Origin of the sequence: Streptomyces sp. WM4235 (genome assembly GCF_001279725.1) — a bacterium.
In the GTDB taxonomy this organism is placed as follows: Bacteria; Actinomycetota; Actinomycetes; order Streptomycetales; family Streptomycetaceae; genus Streptomyces.
Genome location: NZ_LGDE01000010.1, coordinates 1 through 14,764 on the forward strand (window position 1 = coordinate 1; position 14,764 = coordinate 14,764).

12 protein-coding genes are annotated in these 14,764 nt (G+C 73.9%); 10 read left to right on the forward strand and 2 right to left on the reverse strand.

Going from position 1 to position 14,764, the window contains the following annotated elements:
* Positions 1–261: 261 nt before the first annotated feature.
* Positions 262–1,470 (reverse strand): serine hydrolase domain-containing protein, encoded by a 1,209-nt coding sequence (locus ADK55_RS02270; RefSeq protein ID WP_420713588.1) that lies wholly within the window; start codon positions 1,468–1,470, stop codon positions 262–264.
* A 228-nt stretch (positions 1,471–1,698) separates the two neighbouring features.
* Between ADK55_RS02270 and ADK55_RS02275 the strand changes: the two genes are divergently transcribed.
* The 8 genes from ADK55_RS02275 to ADK55_RS02310 all read left to right on the forward strand — a co-directional run bounded on the left by ADK55_RS02275 (position 1,699) and on the right by ADK55_RS02310 (position 12,170).
* Positions 1,699–2,643 carry a nucleoside hydrolase gene (locus ADK55_RS02275; RefSeq protein WP_053675458.1) on the forward strand — a complete coding sequence of 315 codons (945 nt, stop codon included), beginning with the start codon at positions 1,699–1,701 and terminating at the stop codon, positions 2,641–2,643.
* Between the two features lie 369 nt (positions 2,644–3,012).
* Positions 3,013–4,653 carry a phosphoglucomutase (alpha-D-glucose-1,6-bisphosphate-dependent) gene (gene pgm, locus ADK55_RS02280; protein ID WP_053675459.1) on the forward strand — a complete coding sequence of 547 codons (1,641 nt, stop codon included), beginning with the start codon at positions 3,013–3,015 and terminating at the stop codon, positions 4,651–4,653.
* 147 nt (positions 4,654–4,800) lie between these two features.
* Positions 4,801–5,448, forward strand: a complete 648-nt coding sequence (locus ADK55_RS02285) for an isochorismatase family protein (protein ID WP_234349857.1) — start codon at positions 4,801–4,803, stop codon at positions 5,446–5,448.
* A gap of 37 nt (positions 5,449–5,485) precedes the next feature.
* On the forward strand, positions 5,486–6,514 hold the full coding sequence (argC, locus tag ADK55_RS02290; RefSeq protein WP_053675461.1) for an N-acetyl-gamma-glutamyl-phosphate reductase: 1,029 nt from the start codon (positions 5,486–5,488) through the stop codon (positions 6,512–6,514).
* Complete coding sequence (gene argB, locus ADK55_RS02295) at positions 6,511–7,464, forward strand: acetylglutamate kinase (protein ID WP_053675464.1); 954 nt, start codon at positions 6,511–6,513, stop codon at positions 7,462–7,464. The genes argC and argB overlap by 4 nt, the downstream gene beginning before the upstream one ends.
* 207 nt (positions 7,465–7,671) lie before the next feature.
* Entirely contained in the window at positions 7,672–9,066 is a 1,395-nt protein-coding gene (locus tag ADK55_RS02300; RefSeq protein ID WP_053675466.1) for a lysine N(6)-hydroxylase/L-ornithine N(5)-oxygenase family protein, read from the forward strand.
* A 6-nt stretch (positions 9,067–9,072) separates the two neighbouring features.
* Positions 9,073–11,874 carry a condensation domain-containing protein gene (locus ADK55_RS02305; RefSeq protein WP_053675467.1) on the forward strand — a complete coding sequence of 934 codons (2,802 nt, stop codon included), beginning with the start codon at positions 9,073–9,075 and terminating at the stop codon, positions 11,872–11,874.
* Positions 11,875–11,960: 86 nt separating this feature from the next.
* On the forward strand, positions 11,961–12,170 hold the full coding sequence (locus ADK55_RS02310) for an MbtH family protein (protein WP_053675469.1): 210 nt from the start codon (positions 11,961–11,963) through the stop codon (positions 12,168–12,170).
* A gap of 77 nt (positions 12,171–12,247) precedes the next feature.
* Here the strand turns inward: ADK55_RS02310 and ADK55_RS02315 are convergent, their stop codons facing one another.
* Complete coding sequence (locus tag ADK55_RS02315; RefSeq protein WP_234349859.1) at positions 12,248–12,811, reverse strand: GNAT family N-acetyltransferase; 564 nt, start codon at positions 12,809–12,811, stop codon at positions 12,248–12,250.
* Positions 12,812–13,007: 196 nt separating this feature from the next.
* Between ADK55_RS02315 and ADK55_RS02320 the strand changes: the two genes are divergently transcribed.
* Together ADK55_RS02320 and entS are read left to right on the forward strand one after the other, a co-directional pair.
* Complete coding sequence (locus ADK55_RS02320) at positions 13,008–13,256, forward strand: phosphopantetheine-binding protein (protein WP_053675471.1); 249 nt, start codon at positions 13,008–13,010, stop codon at positions 13,254–13,256.
* Positions 13,257–13,296: 40 nt separating this feature from the next.
* Positions 13,297–14,667, forward strand: coding sequence for an enterobactin transporter EntS (entS, locus tag ADK55_RS02325; protein ID WP_078998368.1), 1,371 nt, complete (start codon positions 13,297–13,299; stop codon positions 14,665–14,667).
* Positions 14,668–14,764 lie beyond the last annotated feature (97 nt).

Genomic DNA, 14,764 nt, shown 5'->3' on the forward strand with positions numbered 1-14,764 from the left:
GGGTGGTGCGGGGAGGGCGGGCTCTGCAACGTGTCCTCCGGGCAGGGAAGGGGGGCGCGGCCGGGCGACGCCGGGGAGGGCGTGCCGGGCAGCCGATGATCATCACCCTGTGCGATGGAGGGGAGACGCGCGAGGCGGACGCACCGATGGGGTGACGGGGCGTCGGGTGACGGGGCGTCGGGTGACGCCCCGTCGGTCGTCGGGGGCCGGGCCCGGGTCGTCTCTTTCGGATCCTTCCGGCCCCCGATGCGCGGATCGCCGTCAGCGATCTCCGAGGAGGCGGCAGACGAAGTTCTCCTCGGTGGTGCGGAGCCGGTCGAGGAGCTGCGGGTCGAGCGGCACCTGGCTCGTGACGGACACGGTCACCGACCGCTTGCCGTCCGGGGTGGCCGCGGCGAACTGCGTGTAGCCGGGGAAGTTCCCGGTGTGGCCGAGGACGGCCCCGCAGCGCGTGGTGTAGCGGAAGATGCCCAGCCCGGCGGCGTTCGCGCCCGGGCCGGCGGGCTCCGAGGCGCCGCCCCGCACGAAGCGTTGCTGTTGGCGGCGGGTCGGCGGCGACAGCAGTTCGGGCCCCGCGTAGCCGCGGATGAACGCGGAGAGTTCGCGCGGCGTGGAGACGATGCCGCCCGACGCCCAGACGCCCGAGGCTCCGAGCGCTTCGCTGACGTCCTCCGGTGGGGCCGGCGGATCGACGGCGTAGCCGTGCATGAAGGGCTCGGGCAGCCGGTAGCCCTGCGGGAGGCTGGTGCTGCGCAGGCCGAGCGGTCGGTACACCCGCTCCTTCAGCAGTTCCTCGTAGCGGCGGCCGGTGGCCTGTTCGGCCATCAGCGCGACGGCGATGTTGTCCGAGTTGGAGTACTGGTAGCGCGAGCCGGGTGCGAAGCGGAGGTCCTCGTCGGCTACGTAGTCGAGGAGTCGGCGGGAGTCGAAGCGGTGTCGGGGGTCGGCGGTGAGGATCTCCAGGAACTCGGGGTCCTCGGTGTAGTCGGGGAGACCGCTGGTGTGGTTCAGCAGTTGGCGGAGCGTCACCGCGTGCCAGTCCCGGGGCAGGCGGGGCAGGCGTCGGCCGATCGTGTCGTCGAGGCCGAGCCGGTGGTCGTCGACCAGGCTCAGGGCGACCGCTCCGCTGAAGGCCTTCGCGACGCTGGCGATCCGCATGTGGTCGTCGAGGCCGGGCGCCTCACGGCGGCCGATCTCGGCCACGCCGGCCCGGTAGACCTCCTGGCGGCCGTCGCGTCGGAGCACGGCGACGGCTCCGGGCGGGCCGCCCGGAGCCTCGACGAGTTCCCGCAGCTGCCGCTGGAGGGACCGGTCCCGGGGCGGCTCCCCAGGGCCGGTCCCCGCGGCCGCCGGGGTGAGGCTGCCGGCGAGGGCGGTCGCGGCGAGGGCGGCGACGGCCGCCCGCCGCAGGCCACGTGGACGGGGGCGGGGGCGGGCGGCGGATCGGCTCGGGGTGTGCAGCGGACGCACGCTGGTACCTCCTCGGTTTCGGGCCACGGCGGGCCCGGGCGATGTCTCGGCCCAGCATCGGGTCACCGCCGGCCCGCCGCTTGCGGCCTGCTCCATCCGGCCGAGGAGCGGCGGGTGACGGGGGCGCGCGGACGGCCGGTTCGAGTGGGCCCGCGCACGGGAACGGGGGTCACACTGGGACCAGGACGGGACCCGCCTCCTCGGCGGGCCGAGGAGAGGTGGCCGGCGTTGGCCGTTCCGATCGTCATCGACTGCGACCCCGGGCACGACGACGCCCTGGCCATCATGCTGGCGGCGGGGGATCCGGGGATCGACCTGCTGGCCGTGACCACGGTGGCGGGCAATCAGACCCTGGAGAAGACCACGTTCAACGCGCTCCGGGTGTGCACGGTCGCGGGCATCACCGGGGTGCCGGTCGCGGCGGGGTGCGCGCAACCGCTGGTGGAGCCGCTGGAGGTGGCCGAGGACGTGCACGGGGTGTCGGGGATCGACGGTCCGCGGTTCCCCGTGCCGACCGTGGCGGCGGTCCCCGAACACGCGGTGGAGTTGCTGCGGCGGGTCCTGATCGGACACCCCGAGCCGGTGACGCTCGTGCCGACGGCTCCGCTGACGAACATCGCGCTCCTGTTGACCCGGTACCCCGAAGTGGCCGGGCGGATCAAGGAGATCGTGCTGATGGGCGGGTCGACGGAGCGGGGGAACCGGACCCCGGCGGCCGAGTTCAACATCCATGTGGACCCGGAGGCCGCGGACATCGTCTTCCGCAGTGGTGTCCCGGTGACCATGTGCGGGTTGAACGTCACCCATCAGGCGCTCGCCACCCCCGGGGTGTTGGCCCGGTTCGAGGCACTGGACTCGGAACTCGGTTGGATCTGCGTCGAGTTGTTGCGGTACTTCGCCGGAACCTACCGGCGGCTGTTCGGGTTCTCCGCTCCCCCGGTGCACGATCCGGTGGCGGTGGCCCGTGTCATCGATCCCCGGATCGTCGACTGCGTCGACGCGCACGTCGCCGTCGAGCTGCACGGCCGGCACACGCGCGGGGCGACCGTGGTGGACCTGCACGGGCGCCTGGGCCTGCCGGCGAACGCCCGGGTGGCCGTGGGTCTGCGAACGGACCTCTTCTGGGACCGGATGGTGGCGGCGGTGGCCGCGCTGGGCGCCGCGCGCGACTGAGCGCCGCGCCTGCCCTCCGCCGGTCCGCAGGACCGCAGGACCGCAGGACCGTCGGACCGTCGGACCGCCGGACCGCCGGACCGCCGGTCGGCTTCCGGTACCCCGGTGGGCCAGGTGGGTGTCCGGCGTACGGTCGAATCGGCGGCGGACCGGACCCGGTCGTCGCCCCCCGGCCGCCCCCGATCGCGCTCCCCCGGCCGTCTCACCGGCCGGGTCGGGCCGCGGCCGAAGGCGTGACGGGCGCGTGTACGGGGAAGGCTGGGCGGACGATGACGCGGCGGGCGGCGCGGGCCGAGGCCCGGGCGGGTCCGGTGTTCCGCGCGGCCCGAACCGGGCCGATCACCCCGACGAGTGTGGAGGAACCGGCGGATGCCGAACGAGCGAGCGGGCCGACCGGCGGAGCAGGGCGATCTGATCGATGTCGCCCGGCTCGTGACCGCGTACTACGCCCTGCGCCCCGACCCTTCGGATCCCGTCCAGCGGGTCGCTTTCGGCACGTCCGGGCACCGCGGATCCTCGTTGACCACGTCCTTCAACGAGGACCACATCGCCGCGACGAGCCAGGCGATCAGCGAGTACCGGTCGCGGGAGGGCACCGACGGGCCGCTGTTCCTGGGCGCCGACACGCACGCGCTGTCGGAGCCGGCCCGGGTGACCGCCCTGGAGGTGTTCGCCGCCAACGACGTGACGGTGCTGATCGACTCGGCCGACGGGTACACGCCGACGCCCGCGGTCTCCCACGCGATCCTGACGTACAACCGCGGGCGCTCCTCCGGCCTGGCCGACGGCGTGGTGGTCACCCCCTCGCACAATCCGCCGGCGGACGGCGGTTTCAAGTACAACCCGCCCCACGGCGGCCCGGCGGGTTCGGATGCCACCGGTTGGATCGAGACGCGCGCCAACGAGATCATCGCGGGTGGGCTGAAGGAGGTGCGGCGGATCCCGTACGTGCGGGCGCTGGCCGCGCGGACGACGGGGCGCCACGACTTCCTCGGCGCGTACGTGGCGGACCTGCCGTCCGTGCTCGACCTGGACGCGGTGCGCGCGGCGGGCGTGCGGATCGGGGCCGACCCGCTCGGCGGCGCGTCCGTGGCGTACTGGGGCCGGATCGCCGAGGAGCACCGTCTCGACCTGACGGTGGTGAACCCGTACACCGATCCCACCTGGCGGTTCATGACGCTGGACTGGGACGGCAAGATCCGGATGGACTGTTCCTCGCCCTACGCCATGGCCTCGTTGATCGAGAGCGCTGGCCGGTACCAGATCGCCACGGGCAACGACGCGGACGCCGATCGGCACGGCATCGTGACCGCCGACGCCGGGCTGATGAACCCCAACCACTACCTCGCCACCGCCATCGCCTACCTGTTCGCGCACCGCCCGGACTGGCCGGCCGCCGCGGGCATCGGCAAGACGCTGGTGTCGTCGGCGATGATCGACCGGGTCGCGGGCGACCTGGGGCGCCAACTGGTCGAGGTGCCCGTCGGCTTCAAGTGGTTCGTGGACGGACTGGCCTCGGGCGCCCTCGGGTTCGGTGGGGAGGAATCGGCGGGAGCCTCGTTCCTGCGGCACGACGGTTCACCGTGGACCACCGACAAGGACGGGATCCTGTTGGCGCTGCTCGCGTCCGAGATCCTGGCGGTGACGGGGCAGACGCCCAGCGAGCGGTACGCGGAACTCACCGCGCGGTTCGGGGAACCGGCGTACGCGCGCATCGACGCCCCCGCGACCCGCGAGGAGAAGGCGGTGCTCGGCCGGTTGTCCCCGGACCAGATCACCGCGGACACGCTCGCGGGCGAACCGGTGACGGGGGTGCTGACGGAGGCGCCGGGCAACGGGGCGGCGATCGGCGGCATCAAGGTGACCACGGAGAACGCCTGGTTCGCCGCGCGCCCCTCGGGCACCGAGGACGTCTACAAGATCTACGCCGAGTCTTTCCTCGGCCCCGACCACCTGGCGACGGTCCAGGAGGAGGCCCGGAGCGTGGTCTCGGCGGCCCTGTCCGGCTGAGCCCCTCCCGGGGAGGCGTCCCCCGGTCGCGGCGCGACCGGGGGCTCCGGGTGAACCGACACCCCCAAGATCAACGTCACTTAGGTTAGGCTAAGCTAAGTCCCATTGAGGGGCGAGTACCGGCCTTCGCCTAGGGGGAATGCGGCCGTGGGACTTCCGACAGCCGAGCGCTACGCCATGCCCGACGAGGACACGCTTCCACGGTCCGTCGCACCGTGGAAGGTCGATCCGGGGCGGGCCGCACTACTGATCCACGACATGCAGCACCATCTGCTCCAGGTCTTCCCGCCCGGGGTCTCGCCGCTGGTCGACCTGGTCGCCAACGTCGCCCGGCTGCGGGCCGCCGCCCACCGGCTCGGCCTCCCGGTCGTGTTCAGCGCGGAACCCCCGATCTCCCCCGACCGGCGGGGCCCCGCCCCCCGCCCGGCCGGCCCCCACGCGGACGAGGACGGCGCCGCGACGCCTCCGGACGGGCGCATCGCCGCCTCGCCGGCCCCCTCCCTGGGCGAACACGTGATCACGAACACCCGCGACAACGCGTTCCTGCGGAGCCATCTCGAACGGATCCTGCGGACCTCGGGGCGTGACCAGCTGATCGTCTGCGGTCTCTTCGCGCACTCCGGGGTCCTGTTGACCGCCGCCGACGCGTACATGAACGACATCCAGCCGTTCGTCGTCGCCGACGCGGTGGCCGACGTGTCCGCCGAGGAACACGCCCTCGCGCTGCGCTGGTCGGCCGCGCGCGGAGCCGTCGTACGCACCACCACCACCTTGATCGACGAACTGGAACTCTGATGACCACTGCACCGAACACGGCCGAAGGCAGACGGAGATGAACGTGCGGGCAGCCGTCGCGGGAGCGAGCGGATACGCCGGTGGTGAGCTGTTGCGACTGCTCGGCGCCCATCCGGGAATCGAGGTGGGCGCGCTGACGGCGCACACCAGTGCGGGGCGCGCGCTCGGCACCGTCCAGCCCCACCTGCACCGGTTCGCCGACCGGGTGCTGGAGGAGACCTCCCCCGACCGGCTCGCGGAACACGACGTCGTCTTCCTGGCCCTGCCGCACGGGGAGTCGGCCGCGCTCGCCGCGCGCCTGCCCGAGACGACGCTGGTGATCGACCTCGGGGCCGACTTCCGGCTCCGGGACCCGGACGCCTGGAAGCGGTTCTACGGCGGTGCGCACGCGGGGAGTTGGCCGTACGGTCTGCCGGAGCTACCCGGCGCGCGGGAGGTCCTCGCCCGTGCCACCCGCATCGCGGTGCCGGGCTGTTACCCGACGGCCGTCACCCTGGCGCTGTGGCCCGGCTACGGCGCCGGGCTGCTGGAGGCGGAGGCCGTGGTCGTCGCGGCCAGTGGCACCTCGGGGGCCGGGCGGGCGGTCCACCCCCACCTGCTGGGTTCCGAGGTGATGGGGTCGATGAGCCCCTACGGTGTCGGGGGCGGCCACCGGCACACCCCCGAGCTGGTACAGAACCTCTCCCTGGTGGCGGGCACGCCGGTCGGCGTCTCCTTCACCCCGACGTTGGCCCCCATGGCCCGCGGGATCCTGGCGACCTGCTCGGCCCGTCTACTGCCCGGCGCGACGGAGGGTGAGGTGCGCGCGGCCTACGTGTCGGCCTTCGCCGAGGAGCCGTTCGTACGCCTGCTGCCGCCGGGGCAGTGGCCCACGACGGGCGCCGTGGCGGGCTCCAACACCGCGTTGGTACAGATCGCCGTGGATCCGGCGGCGGGGCGTCTCGTCGCGGTGTGCGCCATCGACAACCTCACCAAGGGGACGGCCGGTGGAGCGGTGCAGAGCATGAACATCGCGCTGGGTCTGCCGGAGACGTCGGGGCTGCCGTTCGACGGAGTGGCGCCGTGACCGTCACGGGGCGGGCGCCGGTCAGGGCGCGGACGGTCATCGAGGCCCTGCCGTGGCTGGAGCGATACCAGGGCCGCACGGTGGTGGTGAAGTTCGGCGGGCACGCCATGGTGGACGAGGAACTGAAACGGGCCTTCGCCGAGGACATCGTGTCGCTGCACTACGCCGGGCTGCGTCCGGTCGTGGTGCACGGCGGAGGGCCGCAGATCAGCGCGCTCCTGCGGCAGTTGGACCTGAAGGTGGAGTTCACGGCCGGGCTGCGGGTCACCACTCCCGAGGTGATGGAGGTGGTGCGGATGGTCCTGGCAGGTCAGGTGCAGCGCGATCTGGTCCACCTGATCAACGCGCACGGTCCGTTCGCGGTCGGCATGACGGGCGAGGACGCGCGCACGCTGACCGCGGTGCGCCGGCCCGCCGTGGTGGACGGCCGCGAGGTGGACATCGGCCTGGTCGGCGACATCGTCCGCGTCGAACCGGACACCCTGCGCGGCCTGTTGGAACGCGGGCGGATCCCCGTGGTGTCCCCGATCGCCCGGGGCGAGCGGGACGACGCGATCTACAACATCAACGCCGATCTGGCGGCGGCGGCCCTCGCCGAGGCGCTGGACGCGGAGAAGTTGATCATGCTGACGGACGTGGCCGGATTGTATGCGGACTGGCCCCACAGCGACGAGGTCGTCGACCGCCTCACCGTCGGGGAACTGGAGCGGCTGCTGCCGAGTCTGGCCGGTGGCATGGTGCCCAAGATGGAGGGCTGTCTGCGCGCGGTGCGCTCCGGGGTGCGGATGGCGCACGTCCTGGACGGCCGCGTCCCCCACGCACTGCTCCTGGAGGTGTTCGCGGACGAGCACACGGGGACCGCCGTGGTGCCCGACGACCCGGCGGACGCCCGCACGGCGAGCGTCCCTCCGGCCGGCACGGACCCCCTGGACTCCTCCCCCGCCGGCTGATCTTCGCCCCTTCTCGACGACGCGACCCCGGCGGGCTTCGGCCGCCGGGGTCGGCGTCGTGTCCGCACATCGATTGCGCACCAGGGCAGTTGGCGATCCGGCGATTCGACATCCGGGTAGTTTCCGCCAACTTGACACGACCCCCACAATCGGTGATGTTAGGCCAGCCTTACCTAAGTATCTGGGTGAGACAGAGGAAGGATGGGAATGTCCGCACCACACGCGAACACCACTCCAGGGGAGCGACTCCCGGACACCCGGGACCTGGTGGGCATCGGCTTCGGCCCCGCCAACCTGGCCCTGGCGATAGCCGTCAAGGAGCACAACGACCAGCGCGCACCGGGTGACGCGATCCGGGCGTCGTTCGTCGAGCGGCAGGACGACTTCGACTGGCACCGGGGCATGCTCCTCGAAGGCGCCACCATGCAGGTGTCCTTCCTCAAGGACCTCGTGACGCTGCGCAACCCCGGAAGCGCGTTCAGCTTCGTGCACTACCTCCAGGACCGCGGGCGGCTGGTCGACTTCGTCAACCACAAGACCTTCTTCCCGACCCGGATCGAATTCCACGACTACTTCCGCTGGTGCGCGGCCCGATTCCGGGAGCAGGTCCGCTACGCGACCACCGTCACCGGCGTCGTCCCCGCACCGGGCTCGGACACGGCGGGCGTGGTGGACGAGCTCGACGTCCTCACCCGCCCGGCCGGCGCCCCCGAGGCGGTCGCCTCCACGGGCCTGCGCGCGCGCAACATCGCGATCGGCACGGGCCTGGTCCCGCGGCTGCCGGAGGGCGTGGAGACCGGCGAACGGATCTGGCACAACCGCGACCTGCTGCACCGCGCACCGCTGTTGACCGAGCGGACGCACCGCCGGTTCGCGGTCGTCGGAGCCGGCCAGTCGGCCGCGGAGACGGCCGACTACCTGCACCGGACCTTCCCCGACGCCGAGGTGTGCGCGGTCTTCAGGCGCTACGGCTACAGCCCCGCCGACGACAGCCCGTTCGCGAACCGCATCTTCGACCCGGCCGCGGTCGACGAGTTCTACCGCGCCCCGCAGGACGTGAAGCAGCAGCTGCTCGGCTACCACGCGAACACCAACTACTCGGTGGTGGACGGGGACCTCATCGAGCAGCTGTACCGGACGGTGTACCAGGAGAAGGTGGCCGGTACGGAACGGCTGCGGATCATGGGCGCGAGCGAGTTCGCCGCGGCGACCCCGACCTCGGACGGCGTCCGGGTCACCGTGCGCTCCCTCACCGGCGGCGAGACCCTCGCCCTGGACTGCGACGCGCTGGTCCTGGCGACCGGCTACCGCGCCGGCGACCCGCTCGACCTGCTCGGCGACCTGGCCGACGAGTGCCTGACCGACGGTCAGGGACGCCTGCGCATCGGCCGCGACCACCGGGTGGAGACCACGCCCCGGCTGCGCGCCGGCATCTACCTCCAGGGCGCCTCCACCGAGCACAGCCACGGCATCACCTCCTCCCTGCTGTCCACCCTGGCCGTGCGCTCGGGCGAGATCTGCGACTCCCTGTTGTTGAACGCCGCCGAACGGGACCTGCGGGCCGGCGCCCCGGTGCCCACCGCCCCCGCGAACCGGGGCTGACGGCCCGTGCCCACCATCACCGCCCCCACGGCCCCCACCGCCCCGCCCGCCGTGGACCTCACGGCCGCCCAGGCCCATGTGCTCGCGGCGCAGACCGCGGCGCCGTCCTACGCCGGGTACAACGTCGGGCAGTACATCGAGCTCGTCGGACCGCTGGACACCGAGGCCCTGGACGACGCCGTCGGGCGCACCCTCGACGAGGCGCCCTGGCTCCGCTTCAGCGTCACCAGCGACGGCGGCCGGTTCCGCCAGGCGCCCGTACCGGTCCGCCCGCCGGCCCGGAGTCTGGCCCGTCTGGACACGTCCGGCGCCGCCGACCCGGTGGCCGCGGCCGTGGAACTGGTGCGCGGTCAACTCGCCTGCCCGCCAAGGCTGGAGCTGCTGATCGACCCTCCGCTGCCGGACCTGGTGCCCGATCTCGCGGGCGCCGTCCTCGTGACCACCGGTCCCCGGCACCACCTGCTCGTCCAGTACTTCCACCAGCTCGTCGTCGACGGGTACGGCGTGGCCCTGCTCAGCCGGCGGATCGCCGAGCACTACACGTCCCTGGTCCGGGGCACGACGCCCACCCCGTCCCCGTTCGCGCCCGTCTCCGTGCTCGCCGACGCCGACCGGGTCTACACCGCCTCCGCGGCGTACGACACCGAGTTGGCCGCGTGGACGAGGCGCTACGCCGAACCCCCGGCCCCGGCCTGGCCGGCCGGTCGCCCCGCCCCGGCGGGTGACACCGCGCTGCGCCACACCGTGGTCGTCGACCGGGCCGACAGCGCCGCCGTGGCCGACGCCGCCCGCTCGGCCGGGGTCACCTGGGGCGAGGCCGTCGTCGCGGCCACCGCCGTCGACCTCGCCGCCCGGACCGGCGCGGCGGAGGCGACCCTGGCGCTGTTCACCACGGCACGCACCGCCCCGGGCACCCTGCGGGTACCGGGCATGGCCGTCAACATCCTCCCCGTGCGCGTCCCCGTGTCGCCGTCCGACACGTTCCGCGTCCTGCTGGGCCGGGCCGCCGACGAACTCGCCTTCCTCCGGCGCCACCAGCGCGTCCGGGGCGAGGTGCTGGCCCGGGCCCTGTGGCCCGAGCTGCCGGGAAACCGGGTGCCGGGGCCGTTGGTCAACCTGCGGCCCTTCGAGACCGAGCTCGACTTCGCGGGCACCCGCGGTCACGTGGTCAGCCTGGCGTCGGGGCCGGTGGACGACCTGTCGGTCTCCGCGTCCGGCTACCCGGACGGGCGGCTGCGCCTGGACTTCGACGCCAACCCCGCCCTGTACGACGAGACCTCGCTGCGCCGGCAGGCCGAGGTGTGCGCCGCCGCCCTGGTGGCCCTCGCCCGGGAACCCGGCCGTGCCGCGCTTCCCCTCGTCGCGGAACTCGCGGCCTCCGCGCCGGGCTCGCGCACGGTCTCGCCCGGGTCCGACCCGGCTCCCCCGCGCGCCCGGCGCGGCGGACCCGAACCCGACGACGAGAGCGGGACGGTGGCCCTGCTGCCGTCCGCCCACCGGCTGCGCGGCGCACAGGGCGCCGTGGAGCATCTGCACGAGTCCGTCCTGCTGCGGGTCCCGGCCGGGCTCCGGGCGGCCCCGCTGCGCCAGGCCCTGGCGGCCCTCGCGCGCCGTCATCCGGCGCTGCGGCTGGCCCTGCACCGCACAGACGGCATCTGGAGCCAGGAGATCCGGCCCGCCGCCTCGGCGCCCGCCGTGACCGACCCGGCCACGCTGCGCCGGATCGGCGTCGCGGGCCGCTCCGAGCCCGAACGGGAACGGCTGGTCTCCGAGGCGGCCCGGACGGCCGCCGCCGCCCTCGACCCGCGCACCGCCGCCGTGTTGCGGGCGGTCTGGTTCGACGCGGGCCCCCGAGAGCCGGGACGACTGCTGCTCGTCGGACACCACCTGTCCGTGGACGACGTCACCTGGCAGTCGCTGGCCGACGAGATCGCCCCGCTGTACGAGGAGTACGCCTTCGGCGAGCGTTCCGCGGACGACGCGTTGCCGCCGGCCGGCGGGCTCACCGGTTGGGCGTCCACGCTGGCCGCCGAGGCCCAGTCGACCGCCCGGGTCGTGGAGCTGGCCCACTGGTCGGCGCTCGCCTCCGGTACCGCCGGGCGGGCCTGGGCGGCCACCGAGGGGGGCCACCGGGTGGTGACGCGGCTGGAGCTGCCCGTCCCGCGCCGGGGGCCGGCTCCGGACGGCGTCGACCCCGTCGACGCCCTGCTGCTCGCCGCGTTGGCCCGGATCGCGTCGAGCCGGCCGCGCCTGCACGACGGCACCGGCCTGCTGGTCGACCTGGAACTCCCCCGGTCCGACGCGGCGCCGCGCACGGCGGGCCGCCTCACCTCAGCGTTCCTGCTGCGCCTGCCGCTCGGCCCGGAGGGGACGGCCGAGCCCGCACGGACCCATCGTCGGGTGGTGCACGCCCTGGCCTCCGTCCCGGACCGGGGCCAGGGGCTGGAACAGTTGCGCCACCTCAATCCGCAGACCGCGGCCCGGCTCGCGGACCTGCCGCGGGGCGGCGTCCGCTACCACCGCCGGACCGTGCTCCGGGCGGCGGACGAGACCTCCGCGTGGGGTCCGGCCCCGGCCGGCGAGTGGCACCTGCTGGAGGTCCCCGGCACGGCACCGCCGCTGACGGGCCCTCTGGAGCTGACCGTCCACACGGGCCCGCCGGTCGACGGCCGAAGGGCCGTCTCCGTGGCCTGGCGCTGGTCGGACCGGTTGTTCACCGCCGACGAGGCGCTCGCCCTCGCCGAGGAGGCCACCGGTACCGCTCGCGCCCTCGCCCTTCTTCCGGGGGACGGCGCCACAAGGCCCTGAGGGCCCGTCGGCACCGCGTCCCCGTAGCGACCCGTCCACCGTTTCCACCCACCACCGCACCACCCACACATCCAAGGAGAGTCCCCATGGCCACCACCAACCCGTTCGAGGACGACGACGCCCGCTACTTCGTGCTGGTGAACGCCGAGAACCAGCACTCGCTGTGGCCCGCCTTCGCCGAGGTCCCCGCCGGCTGGACGGTCGCCCACGGCGAGGACACCCGACAGGGTTGCGCCGCCTACACCGACGAGCACTGGACGGACATGCGTCCCGCGAGCCTCGTGGCCCGCGGCTGACGCACCGCCCCGCCCGGGGCGCACACACGGAAGCCGGGCCGGAGCGAACGCTCCGGCCCGGCTTCCGCGAGCCCGTCTCACACCGTCAGGCGCAGTACTCGCGAGCCCCGGGCGGGATCGAGTGCGGCGGCCCAGTCGGCCGGGGCCTCGCCGGGCTCGACCGGGACGAAGCCGTGGCGCAGGAAGAGCCGGGCGGAGCCGGTGGTGGCGGTGAAGAGCGTCCGTACCTCGCTCCGCCGGGCCCGCTCGACGGCGGCTCGGAGCAGTTCCGATCCCACGCCCTGCCCCTGGCAGCCGGGTGCCACGCAGAAGTTGTAGAGCACCGCTGTCGCGGGCGCCTCGTCCCGCAGGGCGAGGCAGCCGCGTACGCGGTCCCCGCCGGCGCCCTCGGCGACCAGGAACTCCCCCGCGTGGGCGAGGTAGTGGCCGATCGAACGGGCCCTCAGCGCGCCGGAGGGGACGAAGGCGCGGGAGAGCGCGTACAGGTCGGGCGCGTCGCGCAGGCGGGCCGACCGGACGTGGGGGAAGGGGGGTTCCGGCGTCGGGAGGTGCTCCGGAGTCGGGAGGCTCGCCGGGGCGGCGGGGAGGTCCGGATGCGCGGGGAGGTCTGCCTCGACGGAGGCTGCGACAATGATCGACACAGGTTTAGGTTAGCCTTGCCTAAGTTGACCTGCAATTCGCCACTCCAGCCTCACCCGCCCTTCGGTCCGGGCGAGTTGACCGTCCGCAGGTCGAAAGGGTTCCACCTCCGACTTGACGCATCCGCCTCATCCTTAGTTAGGTAAGCCTTGCCTCATCGACAGGCGGGCTCCTCCTCACAGAACAGAGAGCCGTGACATGTCCGATTCCTTCACCACCGAGCCCCTCGGCCTCGATCGCCTGATCCAGGACGTCGCCGAGGTCCTCTACGTCGAGCCGGCCGACATCTCGCCCGACGAGGACCTGATCGACCAGGGCCTGGACTCCATACGCCTGATGACCCTGGTCGAGAGATGGCGCGCCGAGGGCGCCCGGATCAGCTTCGTGGACCTCGCCGAGCGCCCCACCCTGCGCGAATGGGCCGCTCTCCTGTCCACCGCCGCCTGATCCGCCCCACCCGCCGCCCCTGCCGTCAACGGAGCCCCCTGTGTCCCTGCGCGACCTCGTCATCGACATCGACCCGCTGCGCACCAGCCGCGACTTCCGGGCCATCTTCATCGCCCGGGTGGTCTCGCTCTTCGGCCTGGGCATGGCGACCGTCGCCCTGGCCGCCCAGGTGTACGGGTTGACCCGCTCGACCTTCGACGTCGCCGTGGCCAGCATGATCATGAGCATCACCGTGCTGGTGGGCTCGCTCTGGGGCGGCGTCATGGCCGACCGCACCGACCGAAAGCGGCTGATCGTCTGGGCGCGCGGGGCGGCCGCCCTCGCCTTCGCGGGGCTCGCGGTGAACGCGATGCTCCCCGACCCCTCCCTGTGGGCGATCTACGTCTGCGTCGCGTGGGACGGCCTCGCGACGGGCGTCAGCGTGACCGCCCTGATGGCGGTGGCCCCCACACTGGTCCGCCCCGACCAACTCCCGGCGGCCGGCGCCCTGATCTCCCTCACCGGCGAGATCGGCTCCATCAGCGCGCCGCTGCTCGGCGGCGTCCTGTTGGCCGCCTGGGGCGCGGGGCCCGTCTTCGCCTTCGCCGCCGTCACCACCGCGGTGACCACGTTCCTGATCTCGCGCATCCGTCCGCTGCCGCCGGTCACCGACGAGGAGGACGAGGAGGGCGCCGAGCAGGACTCCGGCTCCCCGATGGTCGCCTTCCGGTACGCCCTGCGCAACCGGGTCGTCGGTGGGCTGGTGCTGCTCGGGGGCGTGGTGGCCGTGTTCAACGTCCCCGTCGTGCTCTTCCCCGAGATGGTCGACCGCCAGTTCCACGGCGACGAGATCATGCTCGGCCTGCTCTACACGGCCCCCGCGGTCGGCGCCGTCCTCGCGTCGGCGACGAGCGGTTGGATCGGCCGCGCCGCACGCCCCGGCGGCCTGTTGCTCGCCGCGGCCTTCACCGGAGGGCTCGCCACCGTCGGCTTCGGCCTCAGCGGCCACGTGGCCGTCGCCTTCCTGATGCTCGCCGTGGGCGGCGCGGCCGGCACGGTCTACGAGATCCTCGAATACGCGCTGGTCCAGCACAGCACCCCGGACCGTCTGCGCGGCCGGATCGTCAGCGTCATCACCGCCCAGGGCACCACCGGCGGCGTCCTCGGTGACGCCGAGGTCGCCTCCATCGCCCGCTGGTTCAGCCCGGCCGGCGCGGCGATCCTCAACGGCGCCGTCTGCGCCGTCGCCGCCGTCGGCGTGGCCATCGCCGTACCGGGCCTGCGCCGGGCCACCCTGCCCCGCGAGGACGACGACACCCCCGAGGCCCCGGACGCCCTCACCGTCCCGGACGCCCTCACCGTTCCGGACCCCCTCACCAAGGACGCCGCCCCGCGGCCCGTCACCGAGGCGGCGCGCCCCTCCGACGCCTGACCGCGACGCCCCTCCACCACCGCGCCGCCGACGACCTCCCGGCTCCCCGCCGTCGACCCACCGGCCCGCCCGAGCCGGCCGCGCACCACCCGTCTCG

Excerpts from the sequence above, each read along its gene's own strand:
- ADK55_RS02320 (WP_053675471.1), top strand. The coding sequence starts at position 13,008 with ATGTCCGATTCCTTCACCACCGAGCCCCTCGGCCTCGATCGCCTGATC.
- ADK55_RS02310 (WP_053675469.1), top strand. The coding sequence starts at position 11,961 with ATGGCCACCACCAACCCGTTCGAGGACGACGACGCCCGCTACTTCGTG.
- argC (WP_053675461.1), top strand. The coding sequence starts at position 5,486 with ATGAACGTGCGGGCAGCCGTCGCGGGAGCGAGCGGATACGCCGGTGGT.
- pgm (WP_053675459.1), top strand. The coding sequence starts at position 3,013 with ATGCCGAACGAGCGAGCGGGCCGACCGGCGGAGCAGGGCGATCTGATC.
- ADK55_RS02300 (WP_053675466.1), top strand. The coding sequence starts at position 7,672 with ATGTCCGCACCACACGCGAACACCACTCCAGGGGAGCGACTCCCGGAC.